The sequence below is a fragment of the Nocardiopsis deserti genome, from assembly GCF_008638355.1.
Lineage (GTDB): Bacteria > Actinomycetota > Actinomycetes > Streptosporangiales > Streptosporangiaceae > Nocardiopsis > Nocardiopsis alborubida.
Genome location: NZ_ML703349.1, coordinates 40,563 through 57,756, shown reverse-complemented (window position 1 = coordinate 57,756; position 17,194 = coordinate 40,563). Strand labels below are relative to the sequence as shown.

The window sequence follows — 17,194 nt, the reverse complement described above, 5'->3', positions numbered from 1 at the left end:
CCTTGTGGAGAACCTGGGGAAAACCTGTGGACGAAGCTGTGGACAGAGTGTGGAAAACCTGGGGACGGCTTCGTTCGTCCACAGGCGGGCCAAGTTACGCACAGGGTTACCCACAGGGCCTGTGGACAAAAATTCGCGTGTTGACCTGCGAAAACAAGGGTTATCCACACTATCCACAGGCCCTACTACTACTGCGCACCTTCATTAACCAAGATGTGGCTTCACAACCGCTCCGCGGAAAATCTGTGGACAACTCTCCGAGACCGGCGTGACGACAGCCCGGCGCTGAGCTGTCAGCGGCAGCGGGTGAATCCGGGTAACGTGTGGTCTCGCCCCTGTCCTCCGCCGCCCGGATCCGAGCGGTGACCCCATACGGGATCCGAGGCAGCTCCCGGCGCCACCGGCGCGGCCTCCACAGCCCTGTGGACGGAGCCCTCGGCAGACCCACAGATCCACGAGCTGCAACGTTGAGGCTTCGACCGGCACCCCCGGTCGTGCGGAAAGTGAGTCGGAAAGTGAAGTTCCGGGTCGAACGCGACGTACTGGCCGAGGCAGTCGCCTGGACCGCGCGCACACTCCCGACGCGCCCCTCGGTCCCGGTGCTCGTCGGCATCCTGCTGGAGGCCGGTGAGTTCGACGGCCGCCAGCAGCTGCGCCTGTCCGGCTTCGACTACGAGGTCTCCACCCAGGCAGCGGTGGACGTCGACGTCGAGGAGCCGGGCACGGTGCTGGTCACCGGCAAGCTCCTGGCCGAGATCACCCGAAACCTCCCCGCACAGCCTGTGGAGATCTCCACCGACGGCCCCAAGGTCGTCGTCACCGGCGGCAGCGCGAAGTTCACCCTGACCACCATGCCGGTGGAGGACTACCCCACGCTCCCGGAGATGCCCGGTGTGAGCGGGACCGTCGGCAGCGACGCCTTCGCCGCCGCGGTCAGCCAGGTGGCCGTGGCCGCCGGGCGCGACGACACCCTGCCGATGCTCACCGGCGTGCGCGTCGAGATCGAGGGCGAGAAGATCACGCTCGCCTCCACCGACCGCTACCGCCTGGCCGTGCGCGAGCTCACCTGGAAGCCGGAGAACCCCGACCTGTCCGCGGTCGCGCTGGTTCCGGCCAAGACCCTCCACGACACCGCCAAGTCGCTCACCTCGGGCGCCGAGGTCTCGATCGCCCTCTCGGACGGCGGCTCCGGCGAGGGCATGATCGGCTTCGAGGGCGGCGGCCGCCGCACCACGACCCGCCTGCTCGACGGCGAGTTCCCCAAGTACCGGGCGCTGCTGCCGGACACCTTCAACTCGGTGGCCGAGGTCAGCCGCTCCGAGTTCGTCGAGGCGGTCAAGCGCGTCTCGCTGGTCGCCGAGCGCAACACCCCGCTGCGGCTGTCCTTCAGCCAGGGCCAGCTGGTCCTGGAGGCGGGTACCGGCGAGGAGGCGCAGGCGGTCGAGGCCCTGGAGGCCGACCTGGACGGCGACGACATCCAGATCGCCTTCAACTCCGGGTTCCTCCTGGACGGGCTCGGCGCCATCGGCACCGACGTCGCCCGCCTGAACTTCACCACCTCGACCAAGCCGTCGATCCTGACCGGCAAGCCCGCGGAGGAGGGTTCCTCCCCCGAGTACCGCTACCTGATCATGCCGGTGCGTCAGCCGGGCTGATCCGCGGCCGGTTCGATTGACTGGCACCTGCCGGATCCGGTCCGCGACCCGGGCCGGCCGGCGTCCATCCACAGGCGGCGAAGGGGAGCAGAGCACCATGCAGCTCGGAATGATCGGTCTCGGCAAGATGGGCGGCAACATGGCCGCCCGGCTGCGGGAGAAGGGCCACGAGGTCGTCGGGTACGACGTCGCCTCGCCGGAGCGCGACGTCGACACCCTGGCCGGACTGGTCGAACGCCTGGCCGCCCCCCGGGTGGTCTGGGTGATGGTCCCCGCGGGCGACCCCACGGCCGCGACCATCGCCGAACTGGGCGAGCTCATGGACGAGGGCGACCTCGTCATCGAGGGGGGCAACTCCCACTACGCGGACGACCGCGTCCGCGCCAAGGCACTGGCGGAGAAGGGCGTCGGCTACCTCGACGCCGGTGTGAGCGGCGGTGTCTGGGGCCGACAGAACGGCTACGGCATCATGGTCGGCGGCCCGGCCGAGGAGGTCGAGAAGGCCCGCCCGGTCTTCGACTCCCTCGTGCCGGACGAGGGCGTGGGCTTCGTCCACGCCGGAGCGGTCGGCGCCGGACACTTCGTCAAGATGGTCCACAACGGCATCGAGTACGGCATGATGCAGGCCTTCGGCGAGGGCTACGAGCTCATGGTCGCCTCCGGCCTCGTGGACGACGTCCCCGGCACGTTCGAGAGCTGGCGCGAGGGCACCGTGGTGCGCTCCTGGCTGCTGGACCTGCTCTCGCGCGCTCTGGAGGAGGACCCCGAGCTGTCGCGTCTGCGCGGCTACGCCGAGGACTCCGGTGAGGGCCGCTGGACCGTCCAGGCCGCCGTGGACCTCGCGGTCCCGGCCCCGGCGATCACCTCCTCCCTCTACGCGCGGTTCGCCTCCCGCCAGGACGACAGCCCGGCCATGAAGGTCGTGGCGGCCCTGCGCAACCAGTTCGGCGGGCACGCCGTGCACCGGGCCGAGACCTCGGACGACATCGACGTCTGAGGCGTCCTCCAGCCCCGCCCCGGGGACGCAGCCCGCGGGCCGTCCCCGGGAACACCCTTCCCCCGACCGCCGCCGCCCCAGGAGGAAGGCCGGATGTACGTATCCCACCTGCAACTGGCCGACTTCCGGTCCTACCGTGAGGCCCTCGTCGAGATGGGCCCCGGTGTGAGCGTGTTCGTCGGCGCCAACGGCCAGGGCAAGACCAACCTGGTCGAGGCGATCGGCTACGTGGCCACCCTCGGAAGCCACCGGGTCTCCTCCGACACCCCGCTGGTCCGCCAGGGCGCTCCCCGCGCGATCGTCCGGGCCAAGGTGGTGCGCGACGAGCGGTCCATGGTGGTGGACCTGGAGCTCAACCCCGGCAGGGCCAACCGCGCCCGGATCAACCAGGCGCCCGCGGGCCGCCCGCGCGAGGTCCTGGGGATCCTGCGCACCGTGCTCTTCGCCCCGGAGGACCTGGCCCTGGTCAAGGGTGACCCCGGCGAGCGGCGCCGGTTCCTGGACGACCTGCTGGTGGCGCGCGCGCCCCGGATGGCGGGCGTGCGCTCGGACTACGACCGGGTGCTCAAGCAGCGCAACGCCCTGCTCAAGTCGGCCTCCGGCCGGATGTTCCGCCAGCGCTCGGCGCCCGACCTGAGCACGCTGGAGGTGTGGGACTCCCACCTGGCGGAGAGGGGTGCGGAGCTGCTGGCGGCGCGGCTGGAGCTGGTGGAGGAGCTGCGCCCGAGGGTCGCCGAGGCCTACGCGGGGCTGACCGACTCCGGGGGCCCGGCCGTCCCCGACTACCGCAGCGGCGCGGTCCCCGAGGGGGCCGCGCCGCCGACCGGCCGTCCACAGCTTGTGGAAACCCTGCGCGCGGCCATGGACGAGGCCCGCGACCGTGAGCTTCAGCGCGGGGTCAGCCTGGTGGGACCGCACCGCGACGACCTGGTCCTGGGGCTGGGCGGGATGCCCGCCAAGGGCTACGCCAGCCAGGGCGAGTCCTGGTCGTACGCGCTCTCGCTCAAGCTGGCCGCCTTCGACCTGCTGCGCTCCGACGGTGACGACCCCGTGCTGATCCTGGACGACGTGTTCGCCGAGCTGGACAGCGAGCGCCGCCGCAGGCTGGCCGAGCGCGTCGGTGACGCCGAGCAGGTCCTGGTGACCGCGGCCGTGCCCGAGGACATCCCCAAGGAACTGGACGGGGCCCGGTACGGCGTGCGCGAGGGGGGCGTCACGGGTGAGTGAGCGTTATCCACACCCTGTGGACCGGGGTCCGGCTCCCGGGGCGGCCGACCACGGCGGCGGAGGACTCCGTCCACAGCCTGTGGACGACGCGCGGCGCCCGTCCGAGCCAGGGCCTTCGGCTCCCCCGGCGCCCTCGGGGGCGGACCTGGCCCGCCAGGCGCTCGCACGCGCCCGGGCCGAGGCCAAGGACCGCGGCGCGGTGCCCCGGGGGCTCCAGCGCTCGCGCCGGCGTGGCCGGTTGCGGTCACGCAACGAGCCCCAGATGTTCGGCGAGGCCGTGCGCACGTGGCTGATCGAGCACGGCTGGCAGGAGCAGGTGGCCATCGGCGGCGTGTTCGGCCGTTGGGCGGACATTGTGGGCGATTTCAACGCCGAACACCTGCGTCCGGAGAGTTATTCGGACGGTGAACTCGTCGTGGTGGCTGATTCACCCACCATGGCGGCCCACGCGCGAGCGATGGTGCGCGATCTCATGCGCCGTCTCAACGAGGAGCTGGGCGACGGCACGGTCGTCGCCATCAAGGTCCGCGGGCCCGGTTTCCGGCGCCGCTGAGGCGCGTCCCTCCGAGTCTTGGTACCGGAGTGTCCGCTTCCTCCCCTTCCACGTCCTGTGGATAACCCCAGGTGAACGCCGTTCCCACAGGTGTTCGGCACCGCTGGGGGGCGGGGGGTCGGACGGGGCAGGGGCCGTCGGTCGCCGCAGGCGCCACTCAACCGCACCGGGACTTGCGCGCAGCCCCTCCCGCGTGTAGGGAGTCGTCTCCCTCCCTGAACGTTCGTTGTGAGGCGGCACAGGGCCGCCAATGCCACTTTGTCGCACCGTGCGGGGTATCATGGGGACGGTTCTTCAGACGCCTGTAGCCGGTCCCACGCCCCCAGAAGAGGGTGGGCGGACGGCCCCTGTGGCGAACGGTGATCCCCCAGGTGTCGCGGCACGTCGGCCCTCCCGGTCACCGCGTCACGGGTGACCGTCGCCGCTCGGCCGCGGTCGGCAGGCGTCCCCAGCAGGAGGGTGTTCCCACTTGGCCTACGACGCAGGTTCAATCACGGTTCTGGAGGGGCTTGAGGCGGTACGCAAGCGCCCCGGAATGTACATCGGTTCCACCGGGGAGCGGGGCCTGCACCACCTGGTCTACGAGGTGGTCGACAACTCCGTCGACGAGGCCCTGGCGGGTCACGCCGACGCCATCGAGGTGACCCTGCTGGCCGACGGCGGCGTGTGCGTGGCCGACAACGGCCGCGGCATCCCCACCGGCATCCACCCGGTGGAGAAGCGCCCCGCCGTCGAGGTCGTCCTCACCACGCTGCACGCGGGCGGCAAGTTCGACGGCAAGTCCTACGCGGTCTCCGGCGGCCTGCACGGCGTCGGCGTCTCCGTCGTCAACGCGCTGTCCACGGCGCTGGACGTGGAGATCCGCAACGAAGGGCACGTGTGGCGCCAGCGCTACGAGATGACCGCGCCCACGGGTGAGCTCGTCAAGGGCGAGAGCACCGACGAGACCGGCACCCAGATCACCTTCTGGCCGGACGGCGGCATCTTCGAGACGACCACGTTCTCGTTCGAGACGCTCGCCCGCCGCATGCAGGAGATGGCCTTCCTCAACAAGGGGCTGTCCATCACCATCCGCGACGAGCGGCCCGAGCACACCGACGGCGGCCCGACGGTCAACACCTTCCACTACGAGGAGGGGCTGTCGGACTACGTCCGCCACATCAACGCCAAGAAGGAGCCGGCGCACGCGTCGATCATCTCCTTCGAGGAGGACGGCGAGGGCATCTCGGTCGAGGTCGCCATGCAGTGGAACCAGTCCTACACCTCGTCCGTGCACACCTTCGCCAACACCATCAACACGGCTGAGGGCGGCACGCACGAGGAGGGGTTCCGCTCCGCGCTGACCACCCTGGTCAACCGGTACGCCCGCGACCAGAAGCTGCTGCGCGAGAAGGACGACAACCTCACCGGCGACGACATCCGCGAGGGCCTGACCGCCATCATCTCGGTCAAGCTGGCCGACCCGCAGTTCGAGGGCCAGACCAAGACCAAGCTGGGCAACACCGAGGCCAAGTCCTTCGTCCAGAAGGTCACCAACGAGCACCTGCGCGACTGGTTCGAGCGCAACCCCGGCGAGGCCAAGGACATCGTGTCCAAGGCCAGCCAGGCCGCCCGCGCGCGCGTGGCCGCCCGCCAGGCCCGCGACCTGACCCGCCGCAAGACGCTGCTGGAGACCACCTCCCTCCCGGGCAAGCTGTCGGACTGCCAGTCCACCAACCCGGAGGAGTGCGAGGTCTACATCGTCGAGGGCGACTCGGCCGGCGGCTCCGCCAAGGGCGGTCGCAACCCGCACAACCAGGCCATCCTGCCCATCCGGGGCAAGATCCTGAACGTGGAGAAGTCCCGGATCGACCGCATCCTCAAGAACACGGAGGTCCAGGCGATCATCACCGCCCTGGGCACCGGCATCCACGAGGACTTCGACGCCGAGAAGCTGCGGTACCACAAGGTCATCCTGATGGCCGACGCCGACGTCGACGGTCAGCACATCCGCACGCTGCTGCTCACCCTGCTGTTCCGCTTCATGAAGCCGCTGGTCGAGGCCGGGAACGTGTACCTGGCCGCGCCGCCGCTGTACAAGGTCAAGTGGGACCAGAAGGGCAGCGACGCGAGCTACGCCTTCTCCGACGCCGAGCGGGACCGGGTCATCGAGGCCGGGATCGCCCAGGGCAAGAGGGACCCGCGCCCGCGCGACATGGTGCAGCGCTTCAAGGGTCTGGGCGAGATGAACGCCAACGAGCTGTGGGACACCACGATGGACCCGGACCGCCGCGTCCTGCACCAGGTCAACCTGGAGGACGCGGCCCAGGCCGACGAACTGTTCAGCGTGCTCATGGGTGAGGACGTCGAGTCGCGGCGCGCCTTCATCCAGCGCAACGCCAAGGACGTCCGCTTCCTGGACATCTAGGCAGTGTTTCTCGGACCTCCGCTTCGCTCCGTGTTCGGACGCCCGAAGAACGGGGACCTCCGGCACATCCAGAACCCCGTGGGCGCCCGGACCACCCCCCGCAAGCTGAGGCCGGTCCGAGAAACAGGGCCTGGGTCCTTGGGGACCCGGGTCTCCGTTCCCACCCGTGCTCAAGCAAGCTTCGTAGAAGGGACCGACATCCGTGACGGATGCGAACAACCCCGACGCCCCTGAGGGCGGGGACTCCAGTGTGGAGGCCCCGCCGCGGATGACCGACCGGATCGAGCCCGTCGACATCCAGGTCGAGATGCAGCGCAGCTACCTCGACTACGCGATGTCGGTCATCGTCGGCCGCGCCCTGCCCGACGTGCGCGACGGCCTCAAGCCGGTCCACCAGCGCGTGCTCTACGCGATGTACGACGGCGGCTACCGGCCCGACCGCGGCTACTTCAAGTGCGCCCGCGTCGTCGGCGACGTCATGGGCAACTACCACCCACACGGTGACAGCGCCATCTACGACACCCTGGTGCGCCTGGCCCAGTGGTGGTCCATGCGGATGCCGCTGGTCGACCCCAACGGCAACTTCGGCTCGGCGGGCAACGACCCGGCCGCCGCCATGCGCTACACCGAGTGCAAGCTCGCGCCGCTGGCCATGGAGATGCTCCGGGACATCGACAAGGAAACCGTCGACTTCCGGCCCAACTACGACGGCCGCTCCTCCGAGCCCGTCGTGCTGCCCGCCCGCTTCCCGAACCTGCTGGTCAACGGCTCCTCGGGCATCGCGGTCGGTATGGCCACCAACATCCCGCCGCACAACCTGCGCGAGGTCGCCGACGGCGTCAACTGGTACCTCGACAACCCCGAGGCGCAGGACGAGGAGCTGCTCGACCAGCTCATCGCGCGCGTCAAGGGCCCCGACTTCCCGACCCGCGGGCTCATCGTCGGCAAGCGCGGCATCGAGGAGGCGTACCGGACCGGGCGCGGCTCCATCACGATGCGCGCCGTGGTCGAGGTGGAGGAGGACAAGCGGGGCCGTCAGACCCTGGTCGTCACCGAGCTGCCCTACCAGGTCAACCCGGACAACCTCGCGCTCAAGATCGCCGACCTGGTCAAGGACGGCAAGGTCACCGGCATCGCCGACGTGCGCGACGAGAGCAGCGGCCGCACCGGACAGCGCCTGGTCATCGTGCTCAAGCGCGACGCCGTCGCCAAGGTCGTGCTGAACAACCTCTACAAGCACACCCAGCTCCAGGAGACCTTCGGCGCGAACATGCTCGCGCTGGTCGACGGGGTGCCGCGCACCCTGCGCCTGGACCAGATGATCCGGCACTGGGTCAAGCACCAGGTCGAGGTCATCGTCCGCCGGACCCGGTACCTGCTGCGCAAGGCCGAGGAGCGGGCGCACATCCTGCGCGCCCTGCTGCGGGCCATGGACCGCATCGACGAGGTCATCAACCTCATCCGGGCCAGTGCCTCCGCGGACCAGGCCCGCACCGGCCTGATGGACCTGCTGGAGATCGACGACATCCAGGCCCGCGCCATCCTCGACATGCAGCTGCGCAAGCTGGCCGCCCTGGAGCGCAACGCGCTGACGGCCGAGTACGACGAGCTCATGGCGCAGATCGCCGACTACAACGACATCCTCGAATCGGACACGCGCCAGCGGAGCATCATCCGCGAGGAGCTCGGCGAGATCGTGGAGAAGTACGGCGACGAGCGGCGCACGCACATCATCCCCTTCGAGGGCGACATGCGCATGGAGGACTTCATCGCCGAGGAGGACGTGGTCGTCACGATCTCCCGCGGTGGATACGCCAAGCGCACGCGCATCGACAACTACCGCGCCCAGAAGCGCGGCGGCAAGGGTGTGCGCGGGGCCCAGCTCAAGCAGGACGACATCGTCCAGCACTTCTTCGTCACCACCACCCACAACTGGATCCTGTGCTTCACCAACCAGGGCCGGGTGTACCGCACGAAGGCCTACGAGCTGCCCGAGGCCGCCCGTGACGCGCGCGGCCAGCACGTGGCGAACCTGCTCCCGTTCCAGCCGGGCGAGGAGATCGCGCAGATCATGGCGCTGCGCGACTACGAGGCCGCCCCGTACCTGGTGCTCGCCACCCGCGAGGGTCTGGTCAAGAAGTCCCGCCTGGAGGACTTCGACTCGGCGCGCGCGGCGGGCATCATCGCGATCAACCTGCGCGAGGACGACGAGCTGATCGCCGCCCGGCTGGTCTTCCCCGACGACGACCTGCTGCTGATCTCCAGCGACGCCCAGGCGATCCGGTTCCCGGCCTCCGACGAGTCGCTGCGCCCCATGGGCCGCGCCACCAGCGGCGTGATCGGCATGCGGTTCCTGGAGGACGACTACCTGCTGAGCATGGACGTCATCCGGCCCGGCGACGGCTCCACGGACGTCCTGGTCACCACCGAGAACGGCTACGCCAAGCGCACCCCGTCCGACCAGTACCCGGTGCAGAACCGCGGCGGCAAGGGCGTGCTGACGGCCAAGGTGGTGGAGGCCCGCGGCAAGCTGGTCGGCGCCCTGATGGTCGACCCCGAGGTGGACGAGGTCTTCGCGATCACCTCCGTGGGCGGTGTCATCCGCACCGGTGCCGACGAGGTCAAGCGGTCCGGCCGCACGACCATGGGCGTCCGGCTGATGAACCTGGACAAGGGCAACAAGATCGTGGCCGTGGCGCGCAACGCCGAGGCCGCCGAGGAGGAGGCCGTCGAGACGGCCGAGGCCGCGGGAGAGGAAGCCGTCGACACGGCCGAGAGCGCGGACGCGAACGACGAAGGCAACCCGGAGGCCTAGACTTCGCGTTAGGCCCCATATGGACCGCGGGGTTCGTTTTGTGCGAACCCCGCGGACACCCTGGTCGCGCCAATCACCCGTTCTCAAGGAAAGTCCAGCGGTAACGTTTCTATGTCTGACAACCAGCGGAACACCACCACGAACGAAACCGACCCGGACACGGCGGAGACCGCCGGGGGCGGGGACGTGGAGACGACCGAGAAGGACACGGCAGAAGCGGGGGCCGCCGTGACCACCGAGGTCGACGACAAGGCCGACCCGGCACAGGACACCGGAGAGGCCGACACGGCCGAGGAGTCCGGCGACGAGGACGGGGGCTCCGCCGACAAGGCGGACACCGCGTCCGAGGCCGCCGCCGGAACGTCCGAGCCCGTGGCGGGGGACCGCGCCGAAGCGGGGGGAACGCCAGTGTCCGAATCGAAGACCTCGGTGCCTGAGGGCCCGAGCGCCGTGAAGGCGAGCCTGTCCAGCCGCAAGGCACACCTGTCGGTCTCCCGCGTGGAGCCGTGGTCGGTGATGAAGTTCAGCTTCGTCGTCTCCCTGGTGTGCTTCATCATCCTGTTCGTGGCGGTCGCGGTGATCTACGCGACGCTGTCGATGCTGGGTGTCTTCGACGAGCTGACCAACATGCTCACGGCGCTTCTGGAGGGTGACGGAACCGAGGACGAGCTCGGCCTCGACCCGGCCTCCTGGTTCTCGCCGGGCCGCGTCCTGGGGTACACCGGCGTGGTCGGCGCGCTGAACATCGTGCTGATCACCGCCCTGTCCACGGTGGGCGCCATGCTGTACAACCTCGTCGCCGACCTGGTCGGCGGCGTCGACGTGACGCTGTCCGAGGCTGAGTAGCACCGTCGTGAGGGCCCGGCCCCCGCTGGGGCCGGGCCCTCACGCGTTGGTCCCGAGCACTTCCGCACCCGGGTAAAATGGGAGGTGGAAAGGGACGCGTGAGCCGCGTCCCGCCTCGCGTCCGCCCCGGATCACCGGTTCGCCCCGGTCCCGCCGATGCGGTAGAGTTCCACACGCAGCAAGGGCGTATAGCTCAGTCGGTTAGAGCGCATCCCTGATAAGGATGAGGCCCCAGGTTCAAGTCCTGGTACGCCCACACACGAAAAGGCTCCCCGCGGGGGGCCTTTTTTCGTGCCTGTGCGCCACATGTGCGTCAGCGCCGGGCCCGGTTCGCCGGACGCGGTGTCGACAACGGGACGTGTCGACGTGTCGACGGGTGCACGTGTCGACACGTACACCCGTCGACTCATGGACCTGTCGCCCCCGGGGCCGTCAGCCGCACGTGCTGACCCTCCCGGCGAGCGCGGCGTTGAGCTCGCACACCATGTCCTCGGGGTGCGGGTCGGTCGAGCCCGGGCGGATCTGCGTGTCCACGTGGTCCCGCAGCACCTCGCTCACGTACGGGTAGTAGGGGGTGCGCGGCCGCAGCAGCCCCTCGCCGACGGCGTCGCGCAGCTCCTCCCAGTACCGCACGTCCCTGTCCTCGGCGTCGCTCAGCCGGTAGCCGTTGCCGCGAGCGGGGAGCAGGCCCGCCTCCCGGAACTCCGTCTGGACGTCCTGCCCGGTCATGGCCGCGACCAGGCTCCAGGCCTCGTCCCGGTGCGGTGACTCCCCGGTGACCGCCAGGCTGTTGCCGCCGAGCACGGCCGCGGGCAGCCGGAGCACCCCGAAGGCGGGGTCGCCGCCCTCGGCCTCCCCCGCCCAGCCGACCCAGCGCAGCCCCTCCCGGAGCGTCTCGGCGCTCTCGGAGTCGGCCTGGAGCTGGGGCACGACGCGGGGCCAGTGGCGCATGAACACCACCTCGCCGCCGCGGAACCGGTTCAGGCTCTCGGTCTCGGTCTCCTCCAGGGCCGCGCGCGGGATGACGCCCCCGGCCTTGGGGTCCAGCCCCGTCTCCAGCACCTCCAGGCCCTGGAACTCCCCGCTCGCACCGGCGGACGTGACACAGTCCCCCTCTGCCCCACCGCCCTCCGCCCCGTGGAAGGTTCCCCGGCTGTCCGCCTCCAGGCCGGGGTGCCCGCCGAGTACGAACTCCAGGGCGTTGACGGTCAGGCCCTCGTAGTCGGCGAACTGGCCCGTGTACCCGTGGTCCAGGCCGTGCTCGTCGCGCACCTCGCCCGCGAGGCTGAGCAGCCCGCGCCAACCGTCCTCCTCGATCCGGGCGGTGACCTCCTCGGGGCCGACCAGGTCGGCGCGGTAGTAGAGCAGGCCCACGTCCATGTGGAACGGCACCGCCCGCGCCCGGCCCTCGTAGCACACCGCGTCCCGGGCGCGGCCCAGGAAGCCGTTCCACGCCAGCGGGCCGTCGCCCCGGGTGTCCACCTCCGCCAGCCAGTCCCGTTCGTGGAACTCCGGCACCCACTGGTTGTCGAGGAGGAGGACGTCGTAGGCGGCCGGGTCGGCCTGCAACGCCACGACCATCTGCGAGCGCTGCTCGTCCGCCCGGGGGGAGAGCCACCGGACGTCGACCTCCCACCCCTCGTTCTCCGCCTCCCAGCGCTCGATGAGCCGCGTGTACACCCCGCCCCCGCCCGCGTCCCCCGTGGCGGTGACGTCCACGGGAAGGGCGACGCGCAGGACCCGCTCGTCCCGCTCGCCTCGCGCGTCACAGGCGGCGGAGCCCAGCAGCAGGAGCGACAGGACCGCGCACGTGATCGGCCGCGACGGCCGCGGGCGGGCCCTCACGGGGTCGCCGCCCTGGTCCCGGCCACGATGCCGTAGACGACCTGTTCGAGTTCGTCGGCGCGCGGGTGGTGGCACTCGGCCCCCGCGCCCGCCAGCCGACTGAGCAGCCCTTCGCCGCCGCACCCCTCATTGCCCACGGACACCACGTGCACCCGCACGCGCTCGTCGAGGCCCTCCAGCACGGCGGCCACGTCGTCCGCCCGCGCGCCGCCGCGCGGCTCGGGGAGGGCGACGCCGTCGGTGAGGACGACCAGCGCGCAGGCACCGGGCTCCCCCGGCCGGTCGGCGCAGGACCCCAGCTCCTCGGCGCCGTCGCGGATCGCGTCGGCCAGCGGGGTGGCCGGGAACTCGGCGGCCAGCGCGTCGATCTCCTCGCGCGCCAACTCCTCCCGGCGCGCGTCCATACCCGGTTCCGGGGGCAGGACGCGCTCCTGGCCGGTGACGTCGTTGCCCGGCCCGCCCTCGGGAAAGGCCCAGACCCCCACGGTGTCCTGCTCCCCCAGGAGGCCGACGGCGGTCCGCGCCAGCTCCTGCGCGGTCGCCAGCCGGGTGCCGCCCGTGCCGGGGCCGCTCATGGAGTCGGAGCGGTCGACGACGAGCAGGACCTCGACCGGGGCGCGGGAGCGCTCCTGCTGCCGTAGCCCGGACTCCAGCCGCTCCCGCCACTCCTCGTCATCCCGGTCCGAGTCGAGGTGCCTGACCTCCATGGAGGACCGCTCCGCCTCCCCGCCGATCATGTCGCCCTCCAGCGTCCGGTAGCCGTGGAAGGCCCCCGCGGCCCGGGGCCGCCGCATCCAGTCCTCGAACGCCGCCACCTCCCGTTCGACCCCGTCGTCGCCGCCCCAGTCCAGCCGTACGAACGGGTGGTCCAGGCCCGGCGTCTCGGAGAAGTAGACCGGGACCAGGGGCACGTCCGGTTCCTCTCCCGTCGGCCCGCATCCGGGGCCGAGCTGCCCGCCGTTGTTGTAGGCGTTGACCGCGTACTCGGTGCTGAACACCCCGACGGCGGCGGGGTCCGCGTCCCCGCCGCGCAGCGCGCACAGCAGGCCGAGGTTGCCCTCGGCGTCGAGCCCGGCCGAGGTCGCGCGGGCCTCCGCGATCTGGATCTCCTCGGCGCCCCCGTCCCCGTAGGTGGAGTACAGGGCCTCGGTCTGGATCAGCGCCGAGACCGACGCCTCCGGTGAGGGACGGGCGAGGAGGAGCCCGGCCTCCGCCGCCGCGGCCGTGCAGACGACGAGGTTCGAACGCACTCCGCTCGGGTCGGTCCCGGAGCAGGCGGGGATCTCGCTCACGGACTCGGGCAGGCCCAGGACCACGGGCGTGAGCCTGGTGGCGGGCTCCTCCCCGAGCTCCAGTTCGGGTGCGTCACCCGGGTCACCGCCCAGCAGGGCGATGTCCGCGCTGGAGTCCGGCAGCCAGACGTGCGGACGCGGTCCCGCGCGCAGGTCGCTCCACCCCTCGCGCAGTAGCTCGCGGGTCCGTGCGGATCCACCCGCCGTGGTGACGCTGACGCGTACGGGCACGCAGCCGTCCGCGTCCTGCTCGCCCTGGTGGACGGCGAAGTCCTCGGCGGCCCGCTGGACGACGGAGTGCTGGTCCGGTGTGGTGAGCACGGTGATCTCGGCGGGCGGGGCGCAGGCGGTGTCCGGTACCGGGAAGCCGTTCGAGTACCACCAGTACAGACCGCTCAGGACGAGGGTGAGGACGAGGAGCGCGGCCGCGGAGGCGCTCAGGGACCAGACCGGACGTCGGGTGTCCGGCCCATCGCGCTTTCGGGACCTTCCCACCAGTCTTCGAAACGGTCGGGCGAGGTCGGACCCGAACTTCTTCAGGGAGGCACGCGACGAGTAGAAGAAATGCGTGGTGGTGGCGTACACCCTTCCGAGAAGAGAAGGGTGGTCTGCTGCCTCGGTTCGCAGCGGCCCCCCGGTGTCTTCCTCGACCAGCCGCCTGAAATCCCGATGGGTGGTGAACCGGGAGGAGCGGCGGGCGTGCAGCTCCCCGGTGTCCTGCCGATAGTTGAAGACCACACCCACCAGCAGACCGTTGGTGAACACGGCGGTGCCCGAGAACCCCGCCCAGGAAACTTTCTCGACGTACTCCTGCTGGACGTTGAGCCTGAGTTCCCCCGTCACGATGCCGTCGAGCGGACGCAGGCTGTCGTTCAGGTGCTTCAAGTTCGTGCTGTAGTCACTCAACGCGAGGTCGGGATACCCCGCTGCGTCGTATTCCTGCTTCTTGTGCCCCGAGAACCGGCCCCAGCGCACCCGGGGACGCAGCTGCTTCTGCTTCGTCTCCAACCGCAGCAGGGCGACGTCCAGGTCCTCGTTCTTCCAGTGGACAGCGCATCTGATGAAGGTCCCTGGCGGATTGACGCCCAAGCGCACCTTGACACTGGCGTGGCCATCGAGCACATGGGCCGCTGTGAGAACCAGTGAGGGGCTGATGAGGTAGCCGGTCCCGTAGACCTTCTCTCCCTCAAGCGGCGTGACGCGAACGTCCGCGATGAACCTCGTGTCCACTAGCGTGCCGAGCCCTCGTCATCGTCTCGGCGTACTCCGTTCCGGGAGGAGACCCTGGTGTTCTTCCCATCCGCCCCGGTGAGGGCGAGTTTCAGCGTGATCCTGTGCGTGTTCGTGCGGCCGACCTTCCCGTCGGCCCCGAGGGAGACCACACCGAAGCTCACACCGGCCTTCCCTGCTCCCTCCTCGTGCGCCTCCAGGAGGAGTTCGACCTCGGCCTCGACGATCTCGATGCGGATCCCGTGATCTTTCCCTTCCGCTTGTGCTGTGGCGAGTTCATCGCGCAGTTCCTTGATGGCCTGGGACAGTCCGATGGTGGACACCTGATGCCTCCCTGGGGGCGTTTCGTCGTGGGGCGGCGGGAACAGGGCCGTGTTCTACATCACAGGATGGGTGTGACGGCCAGTTTTCCATGTCGGCCCGCCGCTAACAGGGTGTTTTCCGCTGTACCCACCTGTTCTCGGACGGGGCGCGCGGCTTCTCCCTGTTCAGGCCTCCTCTCCGTCCGGAGGCCGACTCGGCGCCATGTCGACTCGTCGACCCGCCGACATGTCGTCCGCCCGCCGCCGAATCATGACTGGTCACGGGGCGCGGGCCACCGACGGTGCCATCCATCTGACCGACCGTTCGGTCAGGACATGGCTTTCGAGCTGCGAAAAGTGGGCCCCGGTGTAGAAAGTGCCTTGAGTCACATGGCATGGTGTCCTGGGGCTCAGTCCGGTGTCGGACATGTCCTTCCTGTCGCTTGTGCGCCTGGAGGGGCAGGTGATTGTCACCGTGACTGTCGGGACCAGGAGCCCACGAGCGGAATCCGACCTCCGGTCGGTAGAGAACATACGGAGCACCAATGGCAACTTCCGACTCGACGGCCCCAGGGCCGGGCGGCGCGATCGAGACCAGGGAGCGGCGGCGCGTCCTCGCCGGGACCATGGTCGGTACCACCATCGAGTGGTACGACTTCTTCATCTACGCGCAGGCCGCCGGCCTCGTGCTCGCCCCCCTGTTCCTGTCGCCGCTGACCGAGGCCAGCCCGGGGCTGGCCCAGATCCTGTCCTTCGCGACCATCGGCATCTCCTTCCTCTTCCGGCCGCTCGGCGCGATCGTCGCGGGCGCCCTCGGCGACAGGTTCGGCCGCAAGCGCGTGCTCGTGGCGACCCTGGTCATGATGGGGCTCGCCACCTGCCTGATCGGCCTGCTGCCCACCTACGCCCAGATCGGCGTGGCCGCGCCCGTCCTGCTGATCCTCCTGCGCATCCTCCAGGGCTTCTCCGCGGGCGGCGAGTGGGGCGGCGCGGCGCTGATGTCGGTGGAGCACGCGCCGGTCAACAAGCGCGGCTTCTTCGGCGCCTACCCGCAGATCGGGGTCCCCTGCGGCATGATCCTGGCGACCTTCGTCGTCTGGGTGATCACCGCCGCCATCGGCCCGGAGGCGTTCCTGGAGTGGGGCTGGCGCATCCCCTTCCTCCTGTCCTTCCTGCTGATCATCATCGGCCACCTCATCCGCAAGTCCGTGGAGGAGTCCCCGGTCTTCAAGCTCATGCAGGCGCGTAAGGCCGAGACCTCCGCCCCGCTGGGCCGCCTGTTCCGCAGCCACACCAAGGAGGTCGTCCTCTCCGCGCTGATCTTCGTCGCCAACAACGCCGCCGGGTACCTCGTCATCGCCTACCTGGCGACCTACGCCTCCCGGCCGGTCGAGGAGTTCGGCCTCGGGATGGACCGCGGGCCCGTGCTCCTGGCGACCACCCTCGCCTCGTTCGGCTGGCTCGTCTCCACGCTCTACGGCGGCATCCTGAGTGACAGGCTCGGCCGGGTGCGGACCTTCCAGCTCGGCTACCTGCTGCTGGCCGCCTGGTCCGTGCCGATGTGGTTCATGGTCGACACCGGCAACATCTACCTGTACTTCGCGGGCGTCTTCGTCTTCACACTCACCCTGGGTCTGAGCTACGGCCCCCAGTCGGCGCTGTACGCGGAGATGTTCCCGGCCGAGGTCCGCTACTCCGGCGTGTCCATCGGCTACGCCCTCGGCGCGATCCTCGGCGGCGCCTTCGCGCCCACGATCGCCGAGCTGCTGCTCACCGAGACCGGCGCCTCGTGGTCGATCGGCGTCTACATCGTCGTGGCCTGCGCGGTCTCCTTCCTCGGGGTCTCCCTGGTGAAGGAGCCCAAGGGCGTCGACCTGTACGCGGGCGGCACCGAGCCGACCACGGCCACGAAGTAGGAGGCGACGGGGCGGCGGGCCGGTTCGCCGCCCCGTCCCCTGTCTTCTTGTCGTCCAACCGCCCTGTCGCTTTGTCGATCTGGCGATCTGGCGACCTGCCGACCCGGGG

11 protein-coding genes and 1 tRNA gene are annotated in these 17,194 nt (G+C 70.3%); 9 read left to right on the top strand and 3 right to left on the bottom strand.

The features are described 5' to 3' along the window. Positions 1-515: 515 nt before the first annotated feature. From dnaN to FYW99_RS05340, 8 genes are all read left to right on the top strand, one after another. Positions 516-1,655 carry a DNA polymerase III subunit beta gene (dnaN, locus tag FYW99_RS05375; protein WP_150250863.1) on the top strand — a complete coding sequence of 380 codons (1,140 nt, stop codon included), beginning with the start codon at positions 516-518 and terminating at the stop codon, positions 1,653-1,655. Between the two features lie 16 nt (positions 1,656-1,671). After that, positions 1,672-2,652 (top strand): phosphogluconate dehydrogenase (NAD(+)-dependent, decarboxylating), encoded by a 981-nt coding sequence (gnd, locus tag FYW99_RS05370; RefSeq protein ID WP_223838761.1) that lies wholly within the window; start codon positions 1,672-1,674, stop codon positions 2,650-2,652. 93 nt (positions 2,653-2,745) lie between these two features. Next, positions 2,746-3,879, top strand: a complete 1,134-nt coding sequence (gene recF / locus FYW99_RS05365; RefSeq protein WP_150250858.1) for a DNA replication/repair protein RecF — start codon at positions 2,746-2,748, stop codon at positions 3,877-3,879. Between the two features lie 79 nt (positions 3,880-3,958). Then, positions 3,959-4,432 carry a DciA family protein gene (locus tag FYW99_RS05360; protein WP_190394561.1) on the top strand — a complete coding sequence of 158 codons (474 nt, stop codon included), beginning with the start codon at positions 3,959-3,961 and terminating at the stop codon, positions 4,430-4,432. A 469-nt stretch (positions 4,433-4,901) separates the two neighbouring features. Beyond that, positions 4,902-6,839 (top strand): DNA topoisomerase (ATP-hydrolyzing) subunit B, encoded by a 1,938-nt coding sequence (gene gyrB, locus FYW99_RS05355; protein ID WP_150250856.1) that lies wholly within the window; start codon positions 4,902-4,904, stop codon positions 6,837-6,839. Positions 6,840-7,041: 202 nt separating this feature from the next. Continuing rightward, the gene (gene gyrA / locus FYW99_RS05350; RefSeq protein WP_190394560.1) at positions 7,042-9,654 is read left to right on the top strand and encodes a DNA gyrase subunit A; all 2,613 of its coding nucleotides are present in this window, start codon (positions 7,042-7,044) and stop codon (positions 9,652-9,654) included. Positions 9,655-9,765: 111 nt separating this feature from the next. Beyond that, positions 9,766-10,500, top strand: coding sequence for a DUF3566 domain-containing protein (locus tag FYW99_RS05345; protein ID WP_150250854.1), 735 nt, complete (start codon positions 9,766-9,768; stop codon positions 10,498-10,500). A 182-nt stretch (positions 10,501-10,682) separates the two neighbouring features. Beyond that, a tRNA-Ile gene (locus tag FYW99_RS05340) sits at positions 10,683-10,756 on the top strand. 176 nt (positions 10,757-10,932) lie between these two features. Here FYW99_RS05340 and FYW99_RS05335 read toward each other — a convergent pair. Genes FYW99_RS05335 through FYW99_RS05325 form a run of 3 tightly spaced genes read right to left on the bottom strand, consistent with a single transcriptional unit; the run spans position 10,933 to position 15,190 of the window. Next, a complete protein-coding gene (locus FYW99_RS05335) occupies positions 10,933-12,345 on the bottom strand; it encodes an extracellular solute-binding protein (RefSeq protein ID WP_150250852.1) in 1,413 nt (470 codons plus the stop codon). Next, positions 12,342-14,867 carry a trypsin-like peptidase domain-containing protein gene (locus FYW99_RS05330; protein ID WP_150250850.1) on the bottom strand — a complete coding sequence of 842 codons (2,526 nt, stop codon included), beginning with the start codon at positions 14,865-14,867 and terminating at the stop codon, positions 12,342-12,344. The genes FYW99_RS05335 and FYW99_RS05330 overlap by 4 nt, the downstream gene beginning before the upstream one ends. Continuing rightward, positions 14,867-15,190 carry a trypco2 family protein gene (locus FYW99_RS05325; protein WP_150250848.1) on the bottom strand — a complete coding sequence of 108 codons (324 nt, stop codon included), beginning with the start codon at positions 15,188-15,190 and terminating at the stop codon, positions 14,867-14,869. Before FYW99_RS05325 ends, FYW99_RS05330 begins: the two co-directional genes overlap by 1 nt. A gap of 524 nt (positions 15,191-15,714) precedes the next feature. Between FYW99_RS05325 and FYW99_RS05320 the strand changes: the two genes are divergently transcribed. Next, positions 15,715-17,085 carry an MFS transporter gene (locus FYW99_RS05320; protein ID WP_150250846.1) on the top strand — a complete coding sequence of 457 codons (1,371 nt, stop codon included), beginning with the start codon at positions 15,715-15,717 and terminating at the stop codon, positions 17,083-17,085. The last annotated feature ends 109 nt before the right edge of the window (positions 17,086-17,194 follow it).